Annotated in this window: 16 protein-coding genes; 13 read left to right on the top strand and 3 right to left on the bottom strand. The window is 61.3% G+C overall.

Annotated elements, in window-relative coordinates; translation table 11 throughout:
* Nucleotides 1-9: 9 nt before the first annotated feature.
* Nucleotides 10-3483, bottom strand: coding sequence for an ATP-binding protein (locus tag HMPREF2656_RS10800; RefSeq protein WP_070816755.1), 3474 nt, complete (start codon nucleotides 3481-3483; stop codon nucleotides 10-12).
* A 250-nt stretch (nucleotides 3484-3733) separates the two neighbouring features.
* Between HMPREF2656_RS10800 and HMPREF2656_RS10795 the strand changes: the two genes are divergently transcribed.
* From HMPREF2656_RS10795 to HMPREF2656_RS10785, 3 genes are all read left to right on the top strand, one after another.
* Entirely contained in the window at nucleotides 3734-4654 is a 921-nt protein-coding gene (locus HMPREF2656_RS10795; RefSeq protein ID WP_070816753.1) for an ornithine cyclodeaminase family protein, read from the top strand.
* Nucleotides 4655-4847: 193 nt separating this feature from the next.
* Nucleotides 4848-11147 carry a DEAD/DEAH box helicase gene (locus HMPREF2656_RS10790; RefSeq protein WP_070816752.1) on the top strand — a complete coding sequence of 2100 codons (6300 nt, stop codon included), beginning with the start codon at nucleotides 4848-4850 and terminating at the stop codon, nucleotides 11145-11147.
* Between the two features lie 5 nt (nucleotides 11148-11152).
* The gene (locus HMPREF2656_RS10785; RefSeq protein WP_070816750.1) at nucleotides 11153-13501 is read left to right on the top strand and encodes a 3'-5' exonuclease; all 2349 of its coding nucleotides are present in this window, start codon (nucleotides 11153-11155) and stop codon (nucleotides 13499-13501) included.
* Here HMPREF2656_RS10785 and HMPREF2656_RS13165 read toward each other — a convergent pair.
* Complete coding sequence (locus HMPREF2656_RS13165) at nucleotides 13498-13818, bottom strand: DUF4357 domain-containing protein (protein ID WP_168167274.1); 321 nt, start codon at nucleotides 13816-13818, stop codon at nucleotides 13498-13500. The two genes, HMPREF2656_RS10785 and HMPREF2656_RS13165, sit on opposite strands and share 4 nt — an antisense overlap.
* A 370-nt stretch (nucleotides 13819-14188) precedes the next feature.
* On the opposite strand from HMPREF2656_RS13165, the gene HMPREF2656_RS10775 reads away from it, so the two are divergent.
* The 9 genes from HMPREF2656_RS10775 to HMPREF2656_RS10735 all read left to right on the top strand — a co-directional run bounded on the left by HMPREF2656_RS10775 (nucleotide 14189) and on the right by HMPREF2656_RS10735 (nucleotide 19559).
* On the top strand, nucleotides 14189-14575 hold the full coding sequence (locus tag HMPREF2656_RS10775; protein ID WP_070568356.1) for a hypothetical protein: 387 nt from the start codon (nucleotides 14189-14191) through the stop codon (nucleotides 14573-14575).
* Between the two features lie 223 nt (nucleotides 14576-14798).
* The gene (locus HMPREF2656_RS10770; RefSeq protein ID WP_034996602.1) at nucleotides 14799-15023 is read left to right on the top strand and encodes a helix-turn-helix transcriptional regulator; all 225 of its coding nucleotides are present in this window, start codon (nucleotides 14799-14801) and stop codon (nucleotides 15021-15023) included.
* Between the two features lie 630 nt (nucleotides 15024-15653).
* Nucleotides 15654-16301 carry a hypothetical protein gene (locus HMPREF2656_RS10765; protein ID WP_141740813.1) on the top strand — a complete coding sequence of 216 codons (648 nt, stop codon included), beginning with the start codon at nucleotides 15654-15656 and terminating at the stop codon, nucleotides 16299-16301.
* A gap of 70 nt (nucleotides 16302-16371) precedes the next feature.
* Nucleotides 16372-16623, top strand: a complete 252-nt coding sequence (locus tag HMPREF2656_RS10760) for a helix-turn-helix transcriptional regulator (RefSeq protein WP_070422090.1) — start codon at nucleotides 16372-16374, stop codon at nucleotides 16621-16623.
* Nucleotides 16624-16653: 30 nt separating this feature from the next.
* On the top strand, nucleotides 16654-17418 hold the full coding sequence (locus tag HMPREF2656_RS10755; RefSeq protein WP_246825161.1) for an SDR family NAD(P)-dependent oxidoreductase: 765 nt from the start codon (nucleotides 16654-16656) through the stop codon (nucleotides 17416-17418).
* A gap of 52 nt (nucleotides 17419-17470) precedes the next feature.
* Nucleotides 17471-17791 (top strand): hypothetical protein, encoded by a 321-nt coding sequence (locus HMPREF2656_RS10750; protein WP_070771131.1) that lies wholly within the window; start codon nucleotides 17471-17473, stop codon nucleotides 17789-17791.
* Nucleotides 17792-18196: 405 nt separating this feature from the next.
* Entirely contained in the window at nucleotides 18197-18505 is a 309-nt protein-coding gene (locus HMPREF2656_RS10745; RefSeq protein ID WP_070816745.1) for a type II toxin-antitoxin system RelE/ParE family toxin, read from the top strand.
* Nucleotides 18506-18518: 13 nt separating this feature from the next.
* The gene (locus tag HMPREF2656_RS10740; RefSeq protein ID WP_070816743.1) at nucleotides 18519-18854 is read left to right on the top strand and encodes a helix-turn-helix transcriptional regulator; all 336 of its coding nucleotides are present in this window, start codon (nucleotides 18519-18521) and stop codon (nucleotides 18852-18854) included.
* Between the two features lie 57 nt (nucleotides 18855-18911).
* Nucleotides 18912-19559 (top strand): Fic family protein, encoded by a 648-nt coding sequence (locus HMPREF2656_RS10735; protein ID WP_070422085.1) that lies wholly within the window; start codon nucleotides 18912-18914, stop codon nucleotides 19557-19559.
* Here HMPREF2656_RS10735 and HMPREF2656_RS10730 read toward each other — a convergent pair.
* Nucleotides 19556-20002 (bottom strand): hypothetical protein, encoded by a 447-nt coding sequence (locus tag HMPREF2656_RS10730; RefSeq protein WP_070816742.1) that lies wholly within the window; start codon nucleotides 20000-20002, stop codon nucleotides 19556-19558. The two genes, HMPREF2656_RS10735 and HMPREF2656_RS10730, sit on opposite strands and share 4 nt — an antisense overlap.
* Before the next feature lie 275 nt (nucleotides 20003-20277).
* Here HMPREF2656_RS10730 and HMPREF2656_RS10725 point away from each other — a divergent pair, with 275 nt between their 5' ends.
* Complete coding sequence (locus HMPREF2656_RS10725) at nucleotides 20278-21447, top strand: Fic family protein (RefSeq protein ID WP_070816740.1); 1170 nt, start codon at nucleotides 20278-20280, stop codon at nucleotides 21445-21447.
* Nucleotides 21448-21583 lie beyond the last annotated feature (136 nt).

Raw genomic sequence — 21583 nt, 5'->3', positions numbered from 1 at the left:
AGAGTTCTTTCAAATCAAACGTCCTCGAACCTCTGCAATACGTTCTCGTCTGTAGGCTCTGGCGAGGCGTGGAGCGTATAGAGAGACTCCTTTCTTTCCAATTTCAGCTAAGTAGGGGTCATCACTCGCGGACAGTTGGTGCAGGATATCGAGACGTTGTTGAAGCACCTCAGACTCAGAACCAGAGACCATTCCAGAATCCATGGCAAGCGCCAACCCACCAGCATCGGGGTGAAGCGGGCGAAACACTTCAACCAATTCCATTAATTCGTAGGTAGTGCTGGCAGTAAAACTGTAAGACTCCAAAAGGTCTTTAGCGGTTAGCTTGAAACCTGGGTCCGACGTTTGGGATTTCGCCCAGGCAAAGTCGTTTCTTGCTATCGCCCAGAAGGCATCGGCTGCTTGGGAGGAGCATTTGATTTGGCTCCAGACTTTGTTCTTCGCACGTGGGTCGGCAGAATCCAGGGCATACTCCCAAGGCGTGAAATTGATACTGTGTTTCTCTGCGCTTGAGAGCAGGTGAGACCGGAACAACTGCGCGAAAAGATCTACATCGTGTTGCAGAATGTTTTGTAGCGCCTCGTCGTAAAGCGACGCAGCACACCCCTGTTCACAAAAATCATGTTGAAGTATGGCCCTCCGCCATGCATCATCCTGTACGTCTAATGCAGGAGAAGCAGCCCATATAGCTGCACACAAGCTGCGAATTTCAACGTTTTCGTGGGTGAAGAGCGCTTCCCGGGCAAGAGCATTGGATCGCAGGATCGAATACGGGTGTACTCCGGAGAAGTCTTTGGTCGAGGTGCGAGTTAGGCATTCTCGAATGACAAGAGAGTCGTCGCTGTGCTCAATTACTGCTTCTAGCAAGGTTTGAAATCGGGCTTTCGAACTTGCAAGATCTTCTACGTCACTTATTGAAAGAGTGCCACGCTTAACTGACTCGGCTATGAGTGGCTTCGACTCTCTTGTGTATCCTGCAGTGTCGGCAGACCGTGCCCAGATGAGGTGGTCTATTTGTTGATTGGCAAGAACCCCAAAAAGATTGGGGATACTGTCCTTGGAGTTCGCTAACTGCAGAGAATCCGAATGGCAATTCAACCACTCCATGAGGACACCAGGGTCGCAGGACAAGTAGGGCTTTAACGCTGTTGTGATTGAAGCGTCTCGGTGTACTATGGCGGCCTCTGTACCGAGCCTAAAATCGAGATCTTCGGATAAAGCGAAAAATAGACGATCAGGTTCTTCCAGTCCCAACCCGAGCGGGCGGGCTACGTCGTTAAATCTGCTTCGCACGCCTGGATCCGAAATCGATTTCGCCATGAATGATGCTAACGAGAGCGACACGGTTTTTGCAGCCTCTCGTTGCTTATCCGATATCCGAAATGTCACACCGAGGTAGGCAATACGCACCCACCCGTCCAGTAGGTCCAGCAGATAGCTTTGAGATAAAGGGGCAAGGTCCCCCCACATGTCTCGCACAATCTGAGTGGATAACTCGCCAATTCGCTCCAATTCCTCAATGCCCCAGGCTCCGCTTGTCATGACAAACGTCGCTGGTTGCTCCGGATCTAGATAACTGACCTCGAAAACTGGTGTCGCAAGTCGGCTTAGCGTTCTTATGAAAACCGTTTCCTGCTCAGGTGGAATCGCTGCTTCTCGGAGGGATCGAAGAAATTCAATCTTCCGCTTGGGGGAAGGTACTTCGCCGGGCATTGTGTATTGAAGACTCGTTATTAGTTTGCCTATTGCATTTTGGTAGTCAACGTTTGCGGTGCTGAGGAGATTCAGAATTCCTAAGAAGGATTGAATGACGGAAGAATCATCTGACCAGTGCATTACACCAATAGATGCCGCGAAGCCTTCTGCCAGCAGGAGCGCCTTTCCGCTATTACCTTTCTGCAGCAAATCATGTACACCGCGAAGGGTGGCCTCTGCGCAGAAACACGATTGCCTAGGCCCAATCGCAGCGAAACTCTGAAGCAAAGTTGTGTCCTGCTTTAGAACTCCCCAGTGCTCAATCTCCTCGTTGTCGGGTAAGTAGTTTCTCTGAGAGTTCAGGTGGTAGGAATCGCACTGACGCTGCAAGACCGATCCCACTTTTTCGGGAAAGGCTGTTTTGACTTCTGCAATACTGACTGGCTGGCTAACTTCGGAGAAGAAGACGGCACAAGCGAGGGAAGCACTCATTAATCCTGGTTGGGTGCCATACAGATTCATGGGCTGTCCGACGGCTCGTAGCACTTCGTAGGTCCGCTGTAGCGAAACATCTATTAAGCCTGCTGTCGCGATACTCTCCAATAGCTCGATCATTTCGATACGAGGAATTCCGAGCAGGTCCGCGAAGCGCGGGGTTTCCCTTTCGTCCAGTTCGCCAATCAAAGCCAGGGTGCCCAACACTGTTAGTGCTCGGCGGTCTAATCCCAGGTTTTCAATGGATGTCACGACGGCGGCCTGAAGTCCAATGCCTGACCAAGCGGTATGAATGTCCTTGTGCTCGATGATTAAGTTCGCGAGGTTGATCGCCCACCCTGGGCGACCGTCTGATTGTTCCAAAATTCGGGCAATCAATGCTGTTCGTGCGATGCCTCTCGCCCGAAGGATTTCACCGATCTCGGCGCGAGATAACCGATCGATATGAATTTCTGTTGGCTGGTTGAGATTCCTTGCTACATCACTTCTTTGGTGGGGCCAGCATGTTGCCACAATCTTGAAATCGAAGTTTTCCGCCTCACGAACCTCTCTGAGCAATTGGATTTGGCTTGTTTTACGGCCGGAATCGTCGACTACAACATGCGAGGGACGGAAACTAAGTAAATCGTCAACGAGCCCTGGGCCGACAACAGTTGAATTCAAAAAAACGACGTTGGGTAAGTTCGCAGCGACATGGGTTTTTCCAATCCCAGGTAAACCGAACAAAAGCACATCGGAATCGCAACGGTTGATTTTGTCGAATGTCTGTTGGCGTCCGATTGTGTGATGCGTGGACATTCTAGATTTCCAACCAGTGGGCTGTAAGGAGAACGAGGATGGACCATCTGGAAGGTCCAATATTATTTTGCGCCAGTCTGGGTGGTCATAGAACTGATCGACGAACCAATCTTTCCCGAAAACCTTAGAAAGAGTGAACCCAAGATTTTTTGCGATTTTCTCGAGGGATTGTCTGCGTTTCATAGAGATATCCGCAAGAGAGGAAAAGATAATTGTATCGATGTCTGGGTAATTGGCGGAGACTGATTTTAGGTTTTTTCTGAGATTTGCCGTTGAGCCGGCCCATCGGCGGGAGGAAGTTATAAGGAGGCCAATCGTTTTCCCGTCCTGGATGAACCTGCCGTCTAAACCTCCGTCAGTGCCGCCCGCTACAGACTCAAGGCTTGGATAAATGTTGCGGAGTAGAGATACGGCGCACTTTTCAAACATCTCATGCTGGATCTTGACAGTCTCGTCATCGAGAGCGCGCTCGATTCGCTGTCGGAGAGTAGACATCTTTTTATTATAGGGCGAATCGAAGGTAGTTTCGATTGTTGTAAACGCACTTGTTGACGGTCTGAACGTGGTCTACTTGTGGTTACTTCCGTGATCCAGCTATGTGACGAAATGGGAAGGTGTCGGGTCTCGTATTTTGGAGATAGTTTCGATTCAATCCTGAATCGAGTTTGTGAGGGCACTTGACCGGAAACATATACGCCGAGAAGTATGCTGCTCCCCTGTCAGAAAAATCCATACACTGTGGCGCATGCGTTACGTGGACTATGACGAGGCGATGGCAACGCTTTCGCCAGCGGCAGCGGTAGACGCTCTGCGCGAGGAGCTCACGGGTGGGTTCGACCCTGCGAGCGACCAAGAGCGGCAGAAGGTGGCGCTCCCTCACGGTGAGATGCACCTGCTGCCGTCGGCACTTGATGGTGCTGTTGGGGTGAAGGTGCTCGGAATTCAGCCCACGGATTCGGACGTGGATGTGCCGTTCATTCAGGGCTCGTACCTGCTCTTGGGTGGTAAGACGTTGACGCCGGAGTGGGTGATTGATGCGGCGGCGTTGACTACGTTGCGCACGCCGGCGGTGTCGGTAGCTGGTGTGGTTGATCTGTTGCGGGGGTCGTCGGAACCGCTGGACGTCGTTATCTTCGGCACCGGCGCGCAAGGGGTCGGGCACGCGGAGACCATCACGGACGTGCTTGATGGTGTGCGTGAGGTGTCGTTCACGTTTGTCTCGCGGAACGAGCCAGATGATTTCCCGTACGAGTGGGTGCAGGCCGGCACCCCGGAGGCGGATGAGGCTGTGGGGAGGGCTGGGTTGGTGGTGACGGCAACGTCGTCACCAGAGCCGATCCTGTCGGTTGAGGCGTTGCGCGAGGACGTGATCGTGCTGGCCGTTGGTGCGCACACCACAGATACGCGCGAATTGCACGAGGACGTGCTGGCAGGTGCGCAGGTAGTCGTGGAGGATCCTGGTGCCGCGCAGCGCGAGGCTGGCGATGTCGCGATTGCTGTTGAGAAGGGCGCACTGTCCTGGGATGATGTGATTCCTATGGTGGATGTGGTGCGCGGTGATGTTGCGCTTGATCCGAATCGGCGCATCGTGTTTAAGACGGTTGGTATGCCGTGGCAGGACCTCGCCGTTGCACGGGCGTTGGCGGGGCGGTGCGGGGAGGAGTAGCCGGGCCTAGAAAGGACAATGCTCGCGTTCCCATTCCGGGAAGCGAGCCTGCCGTATTGATCTCCACCATAGAGGTGTGCGCAGGGGCGAACAAGCCGTTTTCTTAAATACCAGGAAATCTCTGGTCGGGGCACCTCTATATCTATCTCCGGTGGTGCCTGAAACGACAGGACCTGCCCGATAGAGTGACACTGTGTCTTCCCTGATCCCCGTCCACGCATCAGAGCGCGTCCTCGGTGGCGTAACTGAGTACTTGGCTACCGCGTTTTCGCTTGCTAACCCGGAAACGTCCAATGCGCTGAAGGCGTTTTTCGAGGACACCGAGTACGGCATGTTCCACGGGCCGTACGTGCGCTCCCGGTTGCCGTACGCACGCGCGAACGACTGGGAAGGGATCCTGGATTGGATGCCGGGGTGGTTCACTCCGTACCACCACCAGGCGGAATCGTTCCGCAGGCTGCGCAGCCGGGACGAGCACGGGCCGCGCCGTCCGGATCCTACGTTGGTGATCACGGGTACTGGCTCCGGTAAGACGGAATCCTTCCTGTACCCGGTGCTGGACCATGCGGCACGCGCCCGCGCGCAAGGGCACCGTGGTGTGAAGGCGCTGCTGCTCTACCCCATGAATGCGCTGGCCAATGACCAGGCGGACCGCCTGGCCAAGTTGATCACCAGCGAGCCGGTGCTGGGCAACGTCACCGCCGGGATTTACACCGGTGAGGCGACCGGGAACGTGAAGAAGGTTACGGCGGACTCACTGATCACGGACCGTGACCGGATCCGCCAGGACCCGCCGGACATTCTGCTGACCAACTACAAGATGCTGGACCAGTTGCTGCTGCGCCCGGCTGATCGTCAGATTTGGGAGCGCTCCGCAACGTCGTTGCAGTACCTGGTGTTGGATGAGTTCCACACGTACGACGGCGCCCAGGGCACCGACGTGGCGCTACTGCTGCGCCGGTTGGGGTTGATGCTCAAGCAACACCAGCCGGAGGGGTTCATCGGCGAATATGCGGACAACCCGTTGGGGCGGGTCACACCGGTGGCTACCTCGGCAACGCTGGGTGGCAAAGAGGACACCCAGAAGGTGCTCGATTTCGCAGAAACCATCTTCGGGGAGCGCTTCGCTGCCGACGCGTTGGTTGGGGAAAAGACGCTGACCTACGGGCAGTGGGGGGATGAGATCGGTGGGCGCTTTGGTCGTCGACAAGCACAGGAGCCCCCGAGTATCGACCAGTTGCGCGAGGTGGTGGACACCATCGCTGCGGATACGTCTGGGCGCGACCACGCGGATGTTGTGCTGGACGTCTTCCGCACGCAACTGTGGGGTGCTGGTGAGGACCTCGAGGAGACCATCGCCGCATACGCCGTGCACCCGCTCACACGCGACCTGCTGGAAGGTGCTGCCACCGCTCGCCCGCTGATCGAGCGCGCCGGGGAGAAAGACACCCTCCCGGCGCGGGTGCTTGGCGATATTGTGGTGCGCAGCCTCGGCCAGAACACCGCGCGCGAGTTTGTCACGCACCTGCTTACCGCCGTCGCGCACGTGCGCGCCATGGCTGGCGAGGCCTACGGGTTCGAGGGCAAGCGCCTCCCTGGCGTGGAAACACACCTGTGGGTCCGGGAGGTCTCCCGCATCGAGCGCGCCGTGACCCCCATCGAAGACGGCCACATCTTTCGCTTCGCCGATGACGGCCACGTGGGGCTTGACGACTCCTCGGTCTGGCTGCCTGCCATCTACTGCCGCGCGTGCGGTCGCGCCGGGTGGATGACCGCGTTGGAACCGGGTACGGAAGCGGTGATGTTTGGCGGTAGCGAGATCCGCAAGGCATCCATCGAATCGCCGGAGCGCGTGCGCCCGCTTATCGACGCCACCAACGAACACCGCCAATCCCTCTCCGACGGCACTGACGCCTCCGAGTTTGACGACGAGGACGGCAAACGCCACCTGACCTGGTTCCACTCCTGGACTCAAGAACTGACCAGCCGCGAGCCGGACGAGAAGGAGCGCGAAGAAGGCCTGTCCGTGCCGGTGCTCACCTACACGGGGCTCAACGCCGAGGAACACGCGATCAACCAGGTCTGCCCCTCCTGCGGTGAGGCGGATGCGATCCGCTACATCGGCTCGCGCGTGGCCACGCTGTTGTCGGTGGGGTTGTCCAACCTGTTCGGCATGCCGTCGCTAGATCAGCACGAGAAGAAGACGCTGGTGTTCGCGGACTCGGTGCAGGACGCCGCGCACCGCGCTGGTTTTGTGCAGTCGCGTGCGCGTGCCTTTGGCATCCGTACGCTTATGCGCCGGGTGGTTGGCGACGATGCAGTTTCGGTCGCCGGCCTGCCACAGTTGATCGTGAACAAGGCAGACGCGATGGAGGACCCCTACCGCGCCCGCTTCGAACTTCTGCCGCCCGAGATCGCGGAGACCCCGAGGTTCACCCCGTTCTGGTCCAAAGACGCCGACGGCAGTGCGCGCCGGGCGGCCACCACGGCGGTGCTCAACCGCCTGCACCTGGATGTCGCCCTGGAGTTTGGCCAGCGTGCCCACCTGCCGCGCTCCCTGGTGTCCACGGGCACGCTCGCACCCGCGGTGGAGGCCGACGATGCTGTGCTGCTTGAGGCCGCCGACGAGGCGCTCAAAGCTCTCGACGACACCCTCTTCGATACCGTCGAACTCACCGAGGACCTGCGCCTTCGTTGGATGCGCGGCCTGCTCGAGCAGGTCCGTGAGCGCGGCGGCATCAACTCCCCGCTGCTCAAGAGTTACCTGGCGGACGACGCCAACTCCTGGCGTCTGCACAACCGCTACGCCAAGGCCGACGGCGTGCCCAGCTTCCCCAAGGGTGGTGCGCCCGAGTTCCCGCGTTCCGGGCCGACGCTCAACGACGTCGACCGCGGCCTGACCCCGCTCGGCAGTGCGCGTGGCCGTTACGCGCGCTGGACAGGGAAGGTGCTGGGCATCTCCACCCACGACGCCGCTACCGCGCTCACCGGGGCGTTCCGCGCCCTGGCCAACGCGGAGGTCCTTACCGCCGTGAGCACCGAGACCGGCGGCACCATCTACGCCATCCCGCCCGAGCGCGTCATCCTGCGCCGCGAGGACAACCCCCGCATGCTGTTGTGCGGCACCTGCCACGCACAACTCGGCGTGGACGAGCGCAACCGCGAACTGCTTGCCGGCCTGCCGTGCCCAACTCCGGGTTGCCCCGGCGAGCTGCGCACCGACAAGGTGGAGGGCGACTACTACTCGGAGCTCTACACCTCCACCAACCCGCGCACCATCGTCGCACGTGAACACACCGGCCTGGTGCCTAAGGATGAACGCCTGGCCCTTGAGCGCGCCTTCCGTGGTGGCGATGGTGCATCGGATGCGCCGAATGCTCCGAACGTGCTCGTGGCAACGCCAACGCTGGAGATGGGTATCGATATCGGTGATCTCTCCACCGTCATGCTCGCCTCCCTGCCCACCACCGTCGCCTCCTACGTGCAGCGCGTGGGTCGCGCCGGGCGTCTGACCGGCAACTCGCTCGTGCTGGCATTCGTGCAGGGGCGCGGTGCGATCCTGCCGAAGTTGAACCAGCCGCTGTCCGTCATCGCCGGCACCGTTGCACCACCCGCGGCGTTCCTGTCCGCAACGGAGATCCTGCGCCGCCAAACCACCGCCTACCTGGTGGACACGCTGAACTTCTCCGCCCACGGACTGCAGATCAGCAAAGCCATCGACGTGTTCTCCAACCGGAAGATTTCCCTGGTGGAGGCGCTTACCGATGACATCGTGGATGGCGTGGCCGACCGCGTCAACGCCTTCCTGGCCACCGTGTCCGCCTCCCACGTGGACGAGCTCACCCTCGACGGCGTGCGCACCTGGGCCGTCGGCCAAGGCCACGACTCGCTGGCGGGCGAACTGCAGCGCACCCAGAACCTGTGGCAGCAAGAACGCCATACGCTGGAGCAGCGCCGGCAGCGGTTGGAGGATCGTCGTAAAGAACTCGCTGCCAAGGTGGACCCGAACGCCGGCACCGAAAACGCCGACCCGGACCTGGAGCGCGAAAAGCGCAGCACCAACGCCGCGCTGAACCGCGTGAAGCAGGACCTGCGCTACATCGTGGACGGCGACCACTGGATCGGTGCCATGGAGCGCTACGGCCTGCTGCCCAACTTCACCCTGCTCGACGACACGGTGGAACTCTCCGTCGTGGTCAGCCAACTCAACCCCACCACCATGCAGATCGACCCGGAAACGTTCGAACTGTCCCGCGGCGTCTCCTCCGCGCTGACAGAACTCGCGCCGGGCAACACCTTCTACGCCAGAGGCATCGCCGCGCGCGTGGACGCGGTGGAGTTAGGCCACAACGGCGCCGACATCGAACAGTGGCGACTGTGCCCGCAGTGCTCCTACGGCGAACTCGTCCAGGCCGGCCACACGCCCGGCGCGTGTCCGGTGTGTGCGGAGCCGACGTTTGCGGATAAGGGCCAGGTGCTGGACACCGTCCGCATGCGTCGCGTGAGCGCGGAGGTGGATCGGGCGCGTGCGGTTATCGATGCCTCCCGCGAAGAACGCATCAACCTGCGCTTCCAAACCACCCTGAGCTTCGCCGTGCCCGAAGGTGGCGAGGGCCCGGCGTGGTTCCTCTCCCAGGGTTTCGGCGCCCAGTACCTGCGGTACGTGGACCTGCGGTGGTTCAACCTCGGCCGGGGACCGGCGGCAAAGCGCATGATTGCGGCGAAGGAATACGAATCGCCCCTGTTCACCGTGTGTAACTACTGCGGCCACCTGGATTCCGAAAAGGGCGCGAACTCCAAGTGGGATCACCGCCCGTGGTGCCCGCAGCGCAACAAGCGTGAAGAGGACGTGGTCACCGTCGCCCTGTCCCGCACTCTGCAGACCCAGGGCGTGCTGCTGCACGTGCCGGTCGCGCTGACTGCCGGGGATAACGCCACCATTCCGAGTTTGACCGCCGCGATCAAACTCGGCTTCAAGGAGGTTCTCGGGGGCGATCCGCAGCACCTCAGCGTGGCCACGGTGCGCGTGCCGGACGCGCGCGGCAACACCGTCGAGGCGTTGCTCATGCACGACAACGTCCCAGGTGGCACCGGGTACCTGTCGCAGTTTGCCTCCCCCGAGGCGGTGCGCCAACTCCTCGAGCAAGCCTTCAAGCAAGTCAAAGCGTGCTCTTGCCTTGACGACGACCGCCTCGCCTGCCCCGACTGCCTCCTCCCCTACGCCAACTCACAGCAGCTGGACGTGACCTCGCGCGCCGCCGCCGAGCGTGCGCTGCGCTCCATCCTGACCAACCAGGACCACCCCTCCCCCGACGTCGACCCGCTGACCGTCGCGTGGGAGACGAAAACCGAGGCACCGGTGCTGGATCCCGCATCCAACCTGGAGGTGCGCTTCCGCGAAGTCATCCGCGAGGCCATCGTCGCCGCCCAGGGCACCGTCGAAGACCTGCCCAGTGCCGGCGGGGTGAAGTGGAACATCAAACTTGGCGGCCAAGATTGGACGATGCACGAGCAGGTCGATCTCGGCCGCACCCGCCCCGACTTCGTCTTCCGCCACCGCACCAACGCCAGCGTGCGCCCCGTCGCGGTGTACACCGACGGCAAGGCGTTCCACTTCAGCGAGCAGCACTACCGCTTCCCCGGCGACATCGCCCTGCGCAACGCATTGCTTATCGACGACTACCTCCCCTGGTCCATCACCAACCCCGACCTCGACTGGCGCGAGGCAGAAGTGAACCAAACCGCCACGCGTCCGTCGTGGGTGACCGAGAAGGGGCGCGCGGCGGTTGGTACGCACTGCAGGGCTCTGGATGACCCGGCCCATACCTTCCTGCAGTCCTCGCCGGTCACGCAATTGCTCGGCTACCTAACGGACCCCTTCAGCAAGTCCTACGCCGCCATGGATACGGCAATGATGTGGTACTTGTCCCAGGTGTCGCCTGGTGCTCGCACCGAACGCGGCATCCGGTTCACATACCGCAACGAGCTGTTCTTCGACGTGCACCGCACAAGCGGGACCGTGGTGCCTGCGCGCCTCATGGTGGATGCCGAACAATCCGGCTCAATCACCGAAGACACGTGGGTGACGTTCCTGCGGTTCGCCAACATCATGTGGTTGGCAAACAACCATGTGGAGGTGGGGACAGGTGCGGGAGATGGGGTCGTCGAAAAGCAAACGCCCCAACCTGCCGCCCAGGAAGCATCCGGCATGTGGGCCGAAGCGATCGAGGAGTTCGAGGACGAATCCGACGTGGTCGCCGCGCTGCAGGTGCTCGCGGAGGCAGGTGCGGCCGAAACCGAGGAAATCGGCGAGGAACTCCTCGGCCTGCCCACCGCGGTGACCTGGGTCGAACACCAGATCGCCCTCATGCTTGACGAGGAAGGCGCCGACCCTGATACCGAAACCAAACTGCGCAACGAGGGCTGGACACTGCTCTACCCCGGTAGCCTGAACCCGCAAACAATCCCGGCCGCACTGCTGGGCAAGGAGTGACAACCATGGTGACGTTCAGCCTCTACGGCGGCCTCAAACTCGACGGCGCCCTGATGAAACCGACGATGAACTTCCTGCAGAAGCTCTCGGCGGACCCGACCAACCCGTCGTTGAAGATCAAGACGCTGTCCAACGCCGTGGACAAGCGCGTCCGCACCGGCCGCATCAACGATCAATTCCGCGCTGTTTTGTTCGAGATCAAGGACGAAGAAACGCACCACTTTGTGCTTGTCGACGTCGACTCCCACGACGAAGGCAACCTCAAAGCCGAACGCCTCGACCCCGCCACACTGCGCCTCGAAGTCAACCCCATCAACGGCATCACCACCCTGATCAAAGAAACCCCCGAGCAGGCCGTTTCCGAATCGCAGGCGAAGGCCGAGGCAGCGGCGCAGGCAGCACAGGAGTTGGCGGAGAAGCAGGCTGCTGCCGATTCGGTGGAGGGCTCCGGTGTGGTTGCGGAGGTCGTCGATACGCACACCGCTGTTCCGCGCGAAGCGCTTTCTGGCTACACCCCGCAGCAACTCTGGGACGAACTGGGCATCGACCCAGCGCTGACCACGCGCGCGCAGGAATTGGACACCGAGGCCGAGTTGGACGCGCTGCTTGCAGATCGCCCCAAGTGGGAGCACGAAGCCATGCTCGCCCTGGTTGCTGGCTACGACATCGATCAAACCCGCGAAGCGCTTGACCTGGAGAAAGTCTCCTCCGAAGACGCCGCCGCACCGGAAGACACGCGTCTGCTCGCCGGCCTGCGCAAGGCAGCCGCCGGGCTGGAATTCGCCTACGTCGACGACGTGGAGACCGAATCCCTGCGCGCCGTCATCGAGTCCGGCTCCTTCAACCAGTGGCGCGTGTACATCCACCCGGAGCAGCGCCGTATGGCTGAAGGCGCACGCAATGGCTCATCCCGTGTCTTTGGCGGCGCCGGCACCGGCAAGACCGTCGTCGCTGTGCACCGCACGAACAACCTCGCACGCCGCAAAGTGGCCAACCAGGCCCCCGGTGACACCCCGCCAGCGATCCTTCTGACCACCTTCACCAAAGGCCTCGCCCACGGGTTGAAGTCCCAGCTCAACGCGCTGAACGCGTCGTACCCCGAAGCGGGCGAGCCCGGTGAGCCCGGGGTCTGGGTAGACAACATCGACGCCGTCGTCCGCAAAGCCGTATCCCTGGGAACCTCGGAGGAAGTCGCGGAAGCCACCCGGCGCGTGCTTGGGGATTCCGTCTCACACGTCCGCCCCTACACCGACCTCGCCGCTCGCAACGTGTGGGACGCCGCCATCGAAAGCACCGACGAGGCCATGCCACGCGAGATAGCTAACGACACCTTCCTCCAAGCCGAATACGAAACCGTAGTGTTGGCGAACAGGATCACGACCCAGGCTGAGTATCTGAAAGTCGCCCGCACCGGCCGCGGCACCCCGCTGAACCGTAAGCAGCGCAAACAAGTCTGGGCGGTGCTCGAATCGGTCATGCACACCCAAGCCATCGACGGCCAACTCTTCTGGCCCACCATGTCCGCCGTCGGCGCCGAGATCTTGAACGTCCGCCGCGAGCGCGGTGGCGAGGCCATGTTCGAGCACGTCATTGTCGACGAAGCCCAGGACTTCAACGCCGGCCACTGGCACTTCCTCCGCGCCTGCGTCGCGCCGGGACCGAACGATATCTTCATCGCCGAAGACTCCCACCAGCGCATCTACGGCAACCCGCTGACCCTGTCCCACTTCGGCATCTCCACCCGCGGGCGGGCCTCCAACCGGTTGACCCTGAACTATCGCACCACCAAGCAGAACCTCGACTACGCCCTGCGCATCCTGCTGGGTGGCGATACCGCGTTTATCGACGCCGAAGGCCAAGAAGACAACGTCAACTACTACCGTTCCGCCCGCACCGGCCCCGCCCCCGAGATCCTGTCCTGCACCTCGGAGGAACAGGAGTTCGCCGCAGCTGCCGAGTGCATCAACCGCTGGCTGGACGTCGACAACGCATCCGAAGTCCGCATCGGCGTGATGTGCCGCACCCGCGGCCAACTCTCTCGCGTGGTTGCGGGACTCGCCGCCCACGGCATCGACGCCGTGCAAACCAAAAACGCCGAACTCGCCTCCCACGAGCAGGTCAGCGTAATGACCATGCACGGCGCCAAAGGTCTGGAATTCACCCACGTCATCCTCATGGGCGTGGGCAAAGACATCATGCCGGTGCGCTACCGCCTCAAGCACCTCTCTGAAGCCGATGCCCGCGAAGCCCTGCAGCGCGAACGATCGCTTTTGTACGTCGCTGCTTCTCGAGCCCGCGACGAACTCGTGATCACAACCGTCGGCGACCGGTCGGAGCTGCTTCCGGAGGGTTAGGGGGTTTCGGGCGGCTCGGGCAGCACTGCCTGCTGGTCGGCTTCGTCCCCCTCGCGGTCTTCCCAGGCTGCGAGCGTGGTGGACGGTTCATCCTGCAGGTGCCACATCGTTCTGCCGTTTGCTGCACCGCCCACCAGGAACGCCGCTGCGGCGGACGGGCTGGTGAACTCCAAGTCTGAGGTCAGCGTGTTGTCCTGGATCTGGTCCGCGTAGCGCTCCCGGGTAGCGTGGACCCCTCGCGGGGCGCTGGGACGCAGCTCCGGCCGCAACGTGGATCCCTCGAGGACGAGGAAACCGGAAGTGGTGCGCTGGCCCAAGCCTTGAACACCTTGGCTGAGAACGGTGAGCTCGAAGATCGGTTCTTCGTCGTCGCTCGGGCGCGCCGAAGCTGAAGCCGTGTTGGTCGAGGTGCGAGACTTCGACGAAGTTGCCTTCGGCTGGAAAGCGGAAACGCCTAGAGCGCTGATGATGAGGTTGGTGTTCTCGATGAACTCGTCCAGCTCCGCTTGGGTTGAGCGTAATCCTGACTCAGCTTGAGGTGGTAGAGGTCGTCGATGCGTCATCCCGTGCGGACTCCGCATTGCGCCGTGTGGGGCCTGCCGAGATTCGACAGTTGCGCAGCGCCATCAGTTAAGCCGGGGTCGGCAATGCCAAGAAGAACTGTGGCGCGGGAGATAGAGTGTTCCTATGAAAAAGCTTCCTCTCCTTGCTGCAACAGCAGCACTACTCATCACAACACTGTCCGTGCCTGCTGCTAACGCCGAGCTGACCCCTACTGAGCGGGACCAGTTCCGCACCGATCCCGTCGGGGCGATTGCTTGGCAAGCTATTAAGGGCTCTTCGGAATACGTGCGCGCCGATGGCAACACCATGATGGCCGCGTCTTTCTTCTCCATGACTTCGCCCGGGGAGAGTATCGGCCTGCCAGCCCTGGAGAACTGCGCCGAGCGCGTCGGCTCCTCTTCGCCGGCAGGCGGTGTGCGCTACGTGGCGGCAGCCCTGTGCGCAACCTTCGACCCGAATGCCCGCAGTCAGGTGCAGCGCGGTGACTTTGGCTACGCGCCGCTGGGCTAAGCCGGTGCGTAGATAGGCAGATCGCTGCGTGTATGCGGCCGAGGCCACCCTGCGAGCTTGCCCTCGGCGAAACGAACGTGCCGATCTGAAATTGAGGGCGCTTGCCTCCAAGTCGGAGCGAACACACCGAAATGCGCTGTTTTGCGCTAACCTCACGGCCTATAGGAACAGATTCGGTGCGAACGTTCCGTAACAGCATACGGTCAGCGAGGAGACGTGACACGTGGACATAGAGGCACTCGGCAGCTTTGTGCGCGCCCAGCGTAAGGAGCGGAGGCTGACCCAACTGGAGGTCGCCGAGCTTGCCGACGTGTCGGACCGGTTCCTTCGGGAGCTGGAGCACGGTAAGCCGACGGCGGAGATCGGCAAGGTGATCGACGTTCTTGCCGTGCTCGGGTACGACCTTGAACCCGTCGTGCATAGAGCTGACGAGCTGGGGCGATTTTGAGCGTCGCCCCTTGCGGACTCCACATTGCGGACAAGTAGGTACGCACCAACTGTTTGAGGCCGCCAAGTTTTGAAACTGCCGGGCATGGAGCTATTGCCTGAAGCGTTGACGCTTAATGGTATCTTCGGCATGAGCACCTCCATCAATCTCTTCTCGGACATTCTCGAGGCAGCCAAGTTAGCGGCTGAAAAGAACGACCTCCGTCAGACACTGAGGCGGTCTGAGGAATCGGCGGGGTCAAATGCTGCGGATGAGCTACCTGCATATGACTGTGGTGGGCCGCCATGGTCGATCTCGATGACAAGGGCGCAGACTGGCTCTAACAACTCCGCATTGCGGACAATTGGGTGTTCACCAACTGTTTGTAGTGAGAAAACCTTTGGTGCGTCGGTAGGCGGATGTCCACTGAAATGAGCACGTGAGGGGCTGTGCTCGCGCGGGGTGCGACGTAGGCTGCCGGGCATGGGGATGAAAACTTGGAAAATTGGGGCCAAAGCGGCGGGAACGCACGTTGGGGGCCGGATAATTGTTGCGAACCGATTCGGTGAGATTGACGGTTCCGGGCGGGAGCTTGGGCACGCGGTTGTTGCCGGACTGAATCGGGCGGCCAGAAAGCGTCGGACGGTCAGTATGAAGCAGCCGGAAGCAGGTGAGGTGGCTGAGCACCTCGCAGGCATCGTTTTGATGGCTGGCTTGCCGCTGCTGCTGCTGATGCGGCAGGCGACAACCGTCGAATCAGCGGGTTCGGCGGCCAGGTTGATGGTGGAGATCAGCGGGGAGGCACTCGCGCACGAACTGCGGTTTGCTGGCGTATACGGGCTCGCGATCTCCGCGCGGGAATGCGACGACGCCGGACGTCTGGACATGATGGGGCCGATTTGCGACACCATCTCACGCGTGTTGCCGCAACCTCTCTCCTATGCGGACGAGGCGGATCGCGCGATGCGGGTGGAAATCCGAGAGGTTGAGTTCCCAGAACCTAGCGCTGAATTGGCTGGTGACGGCCTGGCAGAGATGGGCCTGAACTACAAATGCAGCGAGGTGGATGGCAGTGAAATCGGTAAAGACTCCGGCTCAGCGTACTTCCCGCTGCCGCTGTTCGCGCCGGGGACGGCGGAACCGCGCGTGGTTATGGAGATGTGGGTCGATGGCCTGCAATTGATCGTGGACCTGGAGGCGAAGCTCGCGGGGTACGGTGCCCTTCGGGACATGGTGTATGCCGTGGAGGAGGCGGTAGACCGGCACCGGTTCAGCAGTTGGGGGATGCGGCCCGCGTAGCGGCGGTATCGTCAGTGGCCACTGGAGGTCCACTGACGGTCCTCCGATGGTCCACTGACGGAGGTGAACAATGGTTACTCAACCTTTGGCAGAAGCGTTCCCAGTGGGAGATTTCCTCGCGGAGGAATTAGAAGAACGTGGTTGGAGCGAAGCAGATTTCGCCGCGATCATGGGACGGCCGACGCGCTTTGTTAAAGAGATCATCTCGGGCGAGCGGGAGCTTACGCGGGAATCCGCTGAGCTGGTCGGAGCAGCACGTGGTACCTCGGCAGAGCTGTGGCTCAATCTGCAAGACACATTTCTTGCGTGGAGGCACGGGTAACCTCGCCAATCCGCCCCTACACTCGGGTTCATGAGCACTCAAGATATGAACACGCAGTTGCAGGATCAGGTCGCCGTGGTCACCGGCGGCGCGGCGGGCATCGGCGGGGCAATCTCGCGCACTCTCGTCGCACGTGGAGCGACGGTTGTGGCCGTAGACATTAACGACGACGCCGGCGCCGCCCTCGAGAACGACCTCGGCGACAATGTTGTCTTCCTCAACGGCGATGTAAGCAAACCGGAGACCGCAAAGAAGGCCGTAAAACTTGCGGTGGAGAAGTTCGGAAAGCTCACCGGCGTGGTCAACAACGCTCACGCGTCGCGACAAAAGCCATTCAGCGATCTGGAACAGGAGGACTGGGACCTGTCCTTCGGCACCGGCTTCGAGGCCACCAAGAACTTCATGCTTGCTGCCTACCCGCACCTTAAAGACAACGGTGGCGCGATCGTGAACTTTGCCTCCGGCGCCGGCATTGTCGGCCAGCCCACCCAGGCGGCGTACGCAGCAGCTAAGGAAGCGATCCGCGGCCTGTCACGCGTGGTAGCCAACGAGTGGGCGAACGACGACATTCGCGTCAACGTCGTCGGCCCGATGGCGCTAACCGAGGGCGTACAAAAGTGGTCCGAGGCATTCCCGGAGCTCTACCAGCAGTCCCTGCAGCGCATCCCGCTCGGCCGCTTCGGAGACCCAGATACAGACGTCGCCCCGGTCGTTCCATTCTTGCTCAGCGAGGACGCCCGCTACATCACCGGCCAAACCCTCATGGTCGATGGCGGCACCAACAAGTTGTACTAGCCGAAGCGACGCGGGCCGAGACGATTACAGGTCAGCGTCACGAGGAGAAGCAATGGCTGGTTATCTTCCATATGGTCTTGTCTCGGGTCGTGGTGAGGTTGCGGTTATCGAGTCGCCCAACGGCGGGTGGAACGTTATCTATACCGACCGCAGAACAGCGGGCGGCGGAGCAACCGTGGAGGGGCACGACCAAGAGTTCGCCAACCGTCTTGCCCACCTGTTCGTGGCCAAAAGCAAAGAAGGCGTGAACCCTGGCGACCTATTCGGCACGTTGTGCTGGAAGTTCAAGGCGGAACGTATCGAGATCTACAACAACCTTTCGAAACTCTGCCTTCTCACCGGATACGGTGAGCCACTGCCAGACGAGGAGTAACTGACCCCCGCATCCGCCTCCTACACTCGGTGCTGTCTGTCTTCGTCGCTGTCCCGGAAGGTGCCCATGAACGTCACGCTGCTCCGCGACGTCATCTTCACCGCGGGTGTCGTCTTCGACGACCTGTCCACCAGCCAGCTCGCGAAGGCCGGTTCCTCTAGTCGGGCGAGGTCGCCAGCATCGGCGCGTCTTGCGTGTGAACCCCCAAGCGCTGCTTGTTTAGCACTTTATTCGTTTGGTGCGGTTTTCCGCGGGGAAGTGTTCACTCAAATGAGCAGGCAGAGGCTATGCAGACCGTAGATCGCTCTCTACACTTCTTCTCATGGGGAGAAAAGGGTGGGCAAGCGGGCCAACGCGTAATTTAGGCAAGTTCTCAAACGGCCGGTGTTTTCACCAGACGGAGTCATGGCCTGCGTGAGAATTCGTTTCGAAGACAAGATCCTTAAACGCCTTGCCGAAGATTCAACGTTCCAGCCAAAGCGTTGGTCTCCCGAGCTGGTGCGAGCCTTTCGTCGCAAGATTCAGGTACTTGCAAATGTCAGTGACGAAAGAGATTTGCGAGCGCTGAAGTCCTTAAGACTCGAGCAACTTCGAGGCGATCGAGTCGGTACCTCATCGATTCGATTAAACAGGCAATTTCGCCTTGTCATTCGGTTTGAGACAGATGAAGATAGACGCATCGTAGTTGTGATCGAGATGGTCGACTACCACTAATGGGAGGTGAACGATGACTACTCAACCACTGGCCGAAGCTTTTCCGGTCGGAGACTACCTGGCTGAAGAATTGGAAGCGCGCGGCTGGAGTGAAGAAGACTTTGCAGAAATTCTGGGCCAGCCAACGACGTTTGTGGAAGCGTTGATTTCAGGGCAACACGAGCTCACGAGAGAATCAGCAGCCCTCGTCGGTGCGGCGCTGGGAACTTCGGCAGAGCTGTGGCTGAACCTGCAGGACACGTACCTGCGTTGGAGGCAGTCCCATGACTCTGTTGCGCAGGAGCGGCTTGCGAACATTCGAGAGCGAGCCCGCCACCGCGAAGTGTCGGACTTGCGGCGCGCTCAGTAACTAACCGCCCCCTACACTCGATCCCATCAACCCCAACCGCCGGAACCGGGAGGCCCCATGAACGTCGGCCAACTTCTCGAGGTCATCTTCACCGCGGGTGTCGTCTTCGACAACCTCTCCACTAGCAGGCCCGCCACGGGTCGTTTCCTCGAAACCGGTGACACCACCGGCGTGCGCGGCCGCGGTGACCTCGCCCTGCTCGAGGATCTCAAGGCAGCCGGCGAGTTCATCCTCAGCAACACCGGTACCCCGATCAGTGCCGCCTACCTGCGGCGCATCAACGCCACACTGACGCGAAGCGCCGCGCTCAACCCGGGCAGTTTGCGTACCGACGACCAGGGCATCGGCGTGCGCACCCGCTACGGTCGCCACGAGCCGCCGGCGGTGTCGGAGCAGGCGTTGGACGTCCTGATCACCGAGACGCTCAATAGCGACACCAGCAAAGACGCAGCGGTCGACCTGTTTCTCGAGATTGCCCGCGCGCAACCGTTCGAAGACGGCAACAAGCGCACCGCTATCTTCGCCGCGAACAGTTACCTCATCGGCGAGGGGTCGAGCCTGCTCCTTACGGTCCCCTTCGATGAGAAGGACCCGTCAGTCGCCGAGCACTTCAACGATTTCCTCGCCCGGTTCTACGTCTTCGGTGAGAAGGAGCCGGTGAGGGAGCTATTGGTGGGGCGAGCGTTCGTCGATAGGCAGCGCTAGCGCAGGCTGACCCGTGCGGCGGCCTCGAGCACCGCGAACATCACCGCTGCAAACGCGGCGCCGAGCAACGTGTGCGGCTTCTTCACGCCCCGGCGCTCGAGTGCGCGGGCGAGTTTCGTCTGGACGACAACGTGCAGGCGCAGGCCCAGCGCATTCAGTGCGATCCCCCCGGCGAACAACCCCCACGTGACCTTCGGGTTCGTGGTGTCGGGCTTCTCCTCCACCTTGGCGGTGACGTCGTGGTCGGTGTCTTCGTAGACGGTGTCGAACTTCGCCACCGCCGCCGCGTACGCGCCGAGGATCGCCGTCCACGCGAAGATGCGTCCTGGGGTGGAACGGACGTAGTCGGGTACCGCGATCAGGGCGCCGGCGATGGCAGATTGGGTGAGGCGGTCGGTGGTGGTGTCGTCGTGAAGCGATGCGCTGCGGGTCGGCTGAGTCATGGGGCCGAGCGTACCGGCTCCCGTGCTGCCTCTCCAGGCTTCATATGCAGGTCTCGATATGCGTAGCCCCTGGTCACGGCGTTTCTGGGAAAATCGGCCGAAATTTCGGAAAACGCTCTGACCGGCACTTACGCATATCGAGCCCTGCATATGAACGGAAACGGGCGGTCCGGCGAGGCCACGGAAACGGGCGCGTCGGTAAGGCCACCGAAACCTTGGCGGTCCGCGCAAACTGCCAAACTTAAGGCCAAAAGTTTGGTGGTAGCGTCAAAATCATGACTTGGCCCAAGGTTGGTAGTGAGACGCTGCAGTGGACACCGTCGCCTGCTGCGTACTCGCGGCGGGCGATTCGGAATGCGCCGCGTCAATACGCAGCGGCCGTGGTGCCACGCATTGCCAACGAACGCGTTGCACTGTCGCAGGAGACGCAGACGGTCCTGGACGCAGCAACGATTGAGACGGTTCGTTTCGACACCACCGAGGCACACCGGGTCGTACCGTTTACGCCGTTGTTGTTGCGGAGCGAGTCGGTGGCGTCGAGTCGGATTGAGAAGCTGACGTCGTCGGCAAGGAAAGTGCTGGAGGCCGAGGTGACTGGACGAGGCAGCGCCAACGCGAACCTCATCGTGGCCAACACACGGCAGATGGCGGCGGCGGTGGAGAACGCGCGGGCGGACGTCCAGGGGATCGTGGAGATGCACCGAATTCTGTTGGGGCAGTCTTCTCCGAACATCGCAGGGCGGCTGCGTGACCAGCAGGTTTGGATCGGCGGTAGCGACCACTCCCCCGCCGGCGCTCTGTTTGTTCCGCCGCACCACCGCCACCTCGAGGCGTTGATGAAGGACCTCGGCGCGTTCATGCAACGCGACGACATGCCGGCGCTGGCGCAGGCGGCGATTGCGCACGCGCAGTTTGAAACGATCCACCCGTTCGCCGACGGCAACGGCCGCACAGGGCGAGCGCTCGTCCACGTGTTAATGCGGAGCCGTTGCTTAGCGACGACCACCGCACTGCCCATCTCTGCCAGCCTCCTCACCGACACCACACGATATTTCGCAGCACTGGACGCGTACCGCGCTGGTGATGTCGATGGCATCGTCCAACTGTTCGCCCGGGCATCGATCGAAGCCGCACGGCGCGGAGCGCGGTTGGCAGAAGAGCTCACGCAGATCCGCAACGAGTGGAACGGCCTGCTCACCGCACGTGCCGATGCCCTCGCCTGGCGAGTCCTCGACCTCCTCGTGCAGCGCCCCGTACTGACAACCGCCGCCGTGTCCGCAGAGTTCAGCGTGTCAGCGGAGACCGCCCGCAACGCACTCGAGCGCCTGGAAGCCGACGGGATCGCCGTGTCCGCGCGGTTAGATAAGCGCCAACGCGGGTGGCGCTCCCCCGACGTGCTCGAACTTCTCGACGAGTTCGCCGACCACGCCGGCCGCCGAATCTAGCGCTGGCCGCGGTTGCGTCGTTACCAGTTTCCGTTTCGGCTCTCACGCTGCCCCTCCAGGCTTCATATGCAGGTCTCGATATGCGTAACCCCTGGTCACGGGGTTTCTGGGAAAATCGGCCGAAATTTCGGAAAAC

It is taken from the genome of Corynebacterium sp. HMSC034B08, assembly GCF_001835805.1.
In the GTDB taxonomy this organism is placed as follows: Bacteria; Actinomycetota; Actinomycetes; order Mycobacteriales; family Mycobacteriaceae; genus Corynebacterium; species Corynebacterium coyleae.
This window is presented reverse-complemented; position numbering and strand designations above follow the sequence as displayed.

Bases quoted from the DNA above. Each gene is read 5' to 3' on its own strand.
- HMPREF2656_RS10765 (WP_141740813.1), top strand. From the start codon at position 15,654: ATGAAGCAGCCGGAAGCAGGTGAGGTGGCTGAGCACCTCGCAGGCATC.
- HMPREF2656_RS10740 (WP_070816743.1), top strand. From the start codon at position 18,519: ATGACTACTCAACCACTGGCCGAAGCTTTTCCGGTCGGAGACTACCTG.
- HMPREF2656_RS10730 (WP_070816742.1), bottom strand. From the start codon at position 20,002: ATGACTCAGCCGACCCGCAGCGCATCGCTTCACGACGACACCACCACC.
- HMPREF2656_RS10775 (WP_070568356.1), top strand. From the start codon at position 14,189: ATGAAAAAGCTTCCTCTCCTTGCTGCAACAGCAGCACTACTCATCACA.
- HMPREF2656_RS10795 (WP_070816753.1), top strand. From the start codon at position 3,734: ATGCGTTACGTGGACTATGACGAGGCGATGGCAACGCTTTCGCCAGCG.
- HMPREF2656_RS10760 (WP_070422090.1), top strand. From the start codon at position 16,372: ATGGTTACTCAACCTTTGGCAGAAGCGTTCCCAGTGGGAGATTTCCTC.
- HMPREF2656_RS10785 (WP_070816750.1), top strand. From the start codon at position 11,153: ATGGTGACGTTCAGCCTCTACGGCGGCCTCAAACTCGACGGCGCCCTG.
- HMPREF2656_RS10750 (WP_070771131.1), top strand. From the start codon at position 17,471: ATGGCTGGTTATCTTCCATATGGTCTTGTCTCGGGTCGTGGTGAGGTT.
- HMPREF2656_RS10800 (WP_070816755.1), bottom strand. From the start codon at position 3,483: ATGTCTACTCTCCGACAGCGAATCGAGCGCGCTCTCGATGACGAGACT.
- HMPREF2656_RS10755 (WP_246825161.1), top strand. From the start codon at position 16,654: ATGAGCACTCAAGATATGAACACGCAGTTGCAGGATCAGGTCGCCGTG.
- HMPREF2656_RS10745 (WP_070816745.1), top strand. From the start codon at position 18,197: ATGGCCTGCGTGAGAATTCGTTTCGAAGACAAGATCCTTAAACGCCTT.
- HMPREF2656_RS10735 (WP_070422085.1), top strand. From the start codon at position 18,912: ATGAACGTCGGCCAACTTCTCGAGGTCATCTTCACCGCGGGTGTCGTC.
- HMPREF2656_RS10725 (WP_070816740.1), top strand. From the start codon at position 20,278: ATGACTTGGCCCAAGGTTGGTAGTGAGACGCTGCAGTGGACACCGTCG.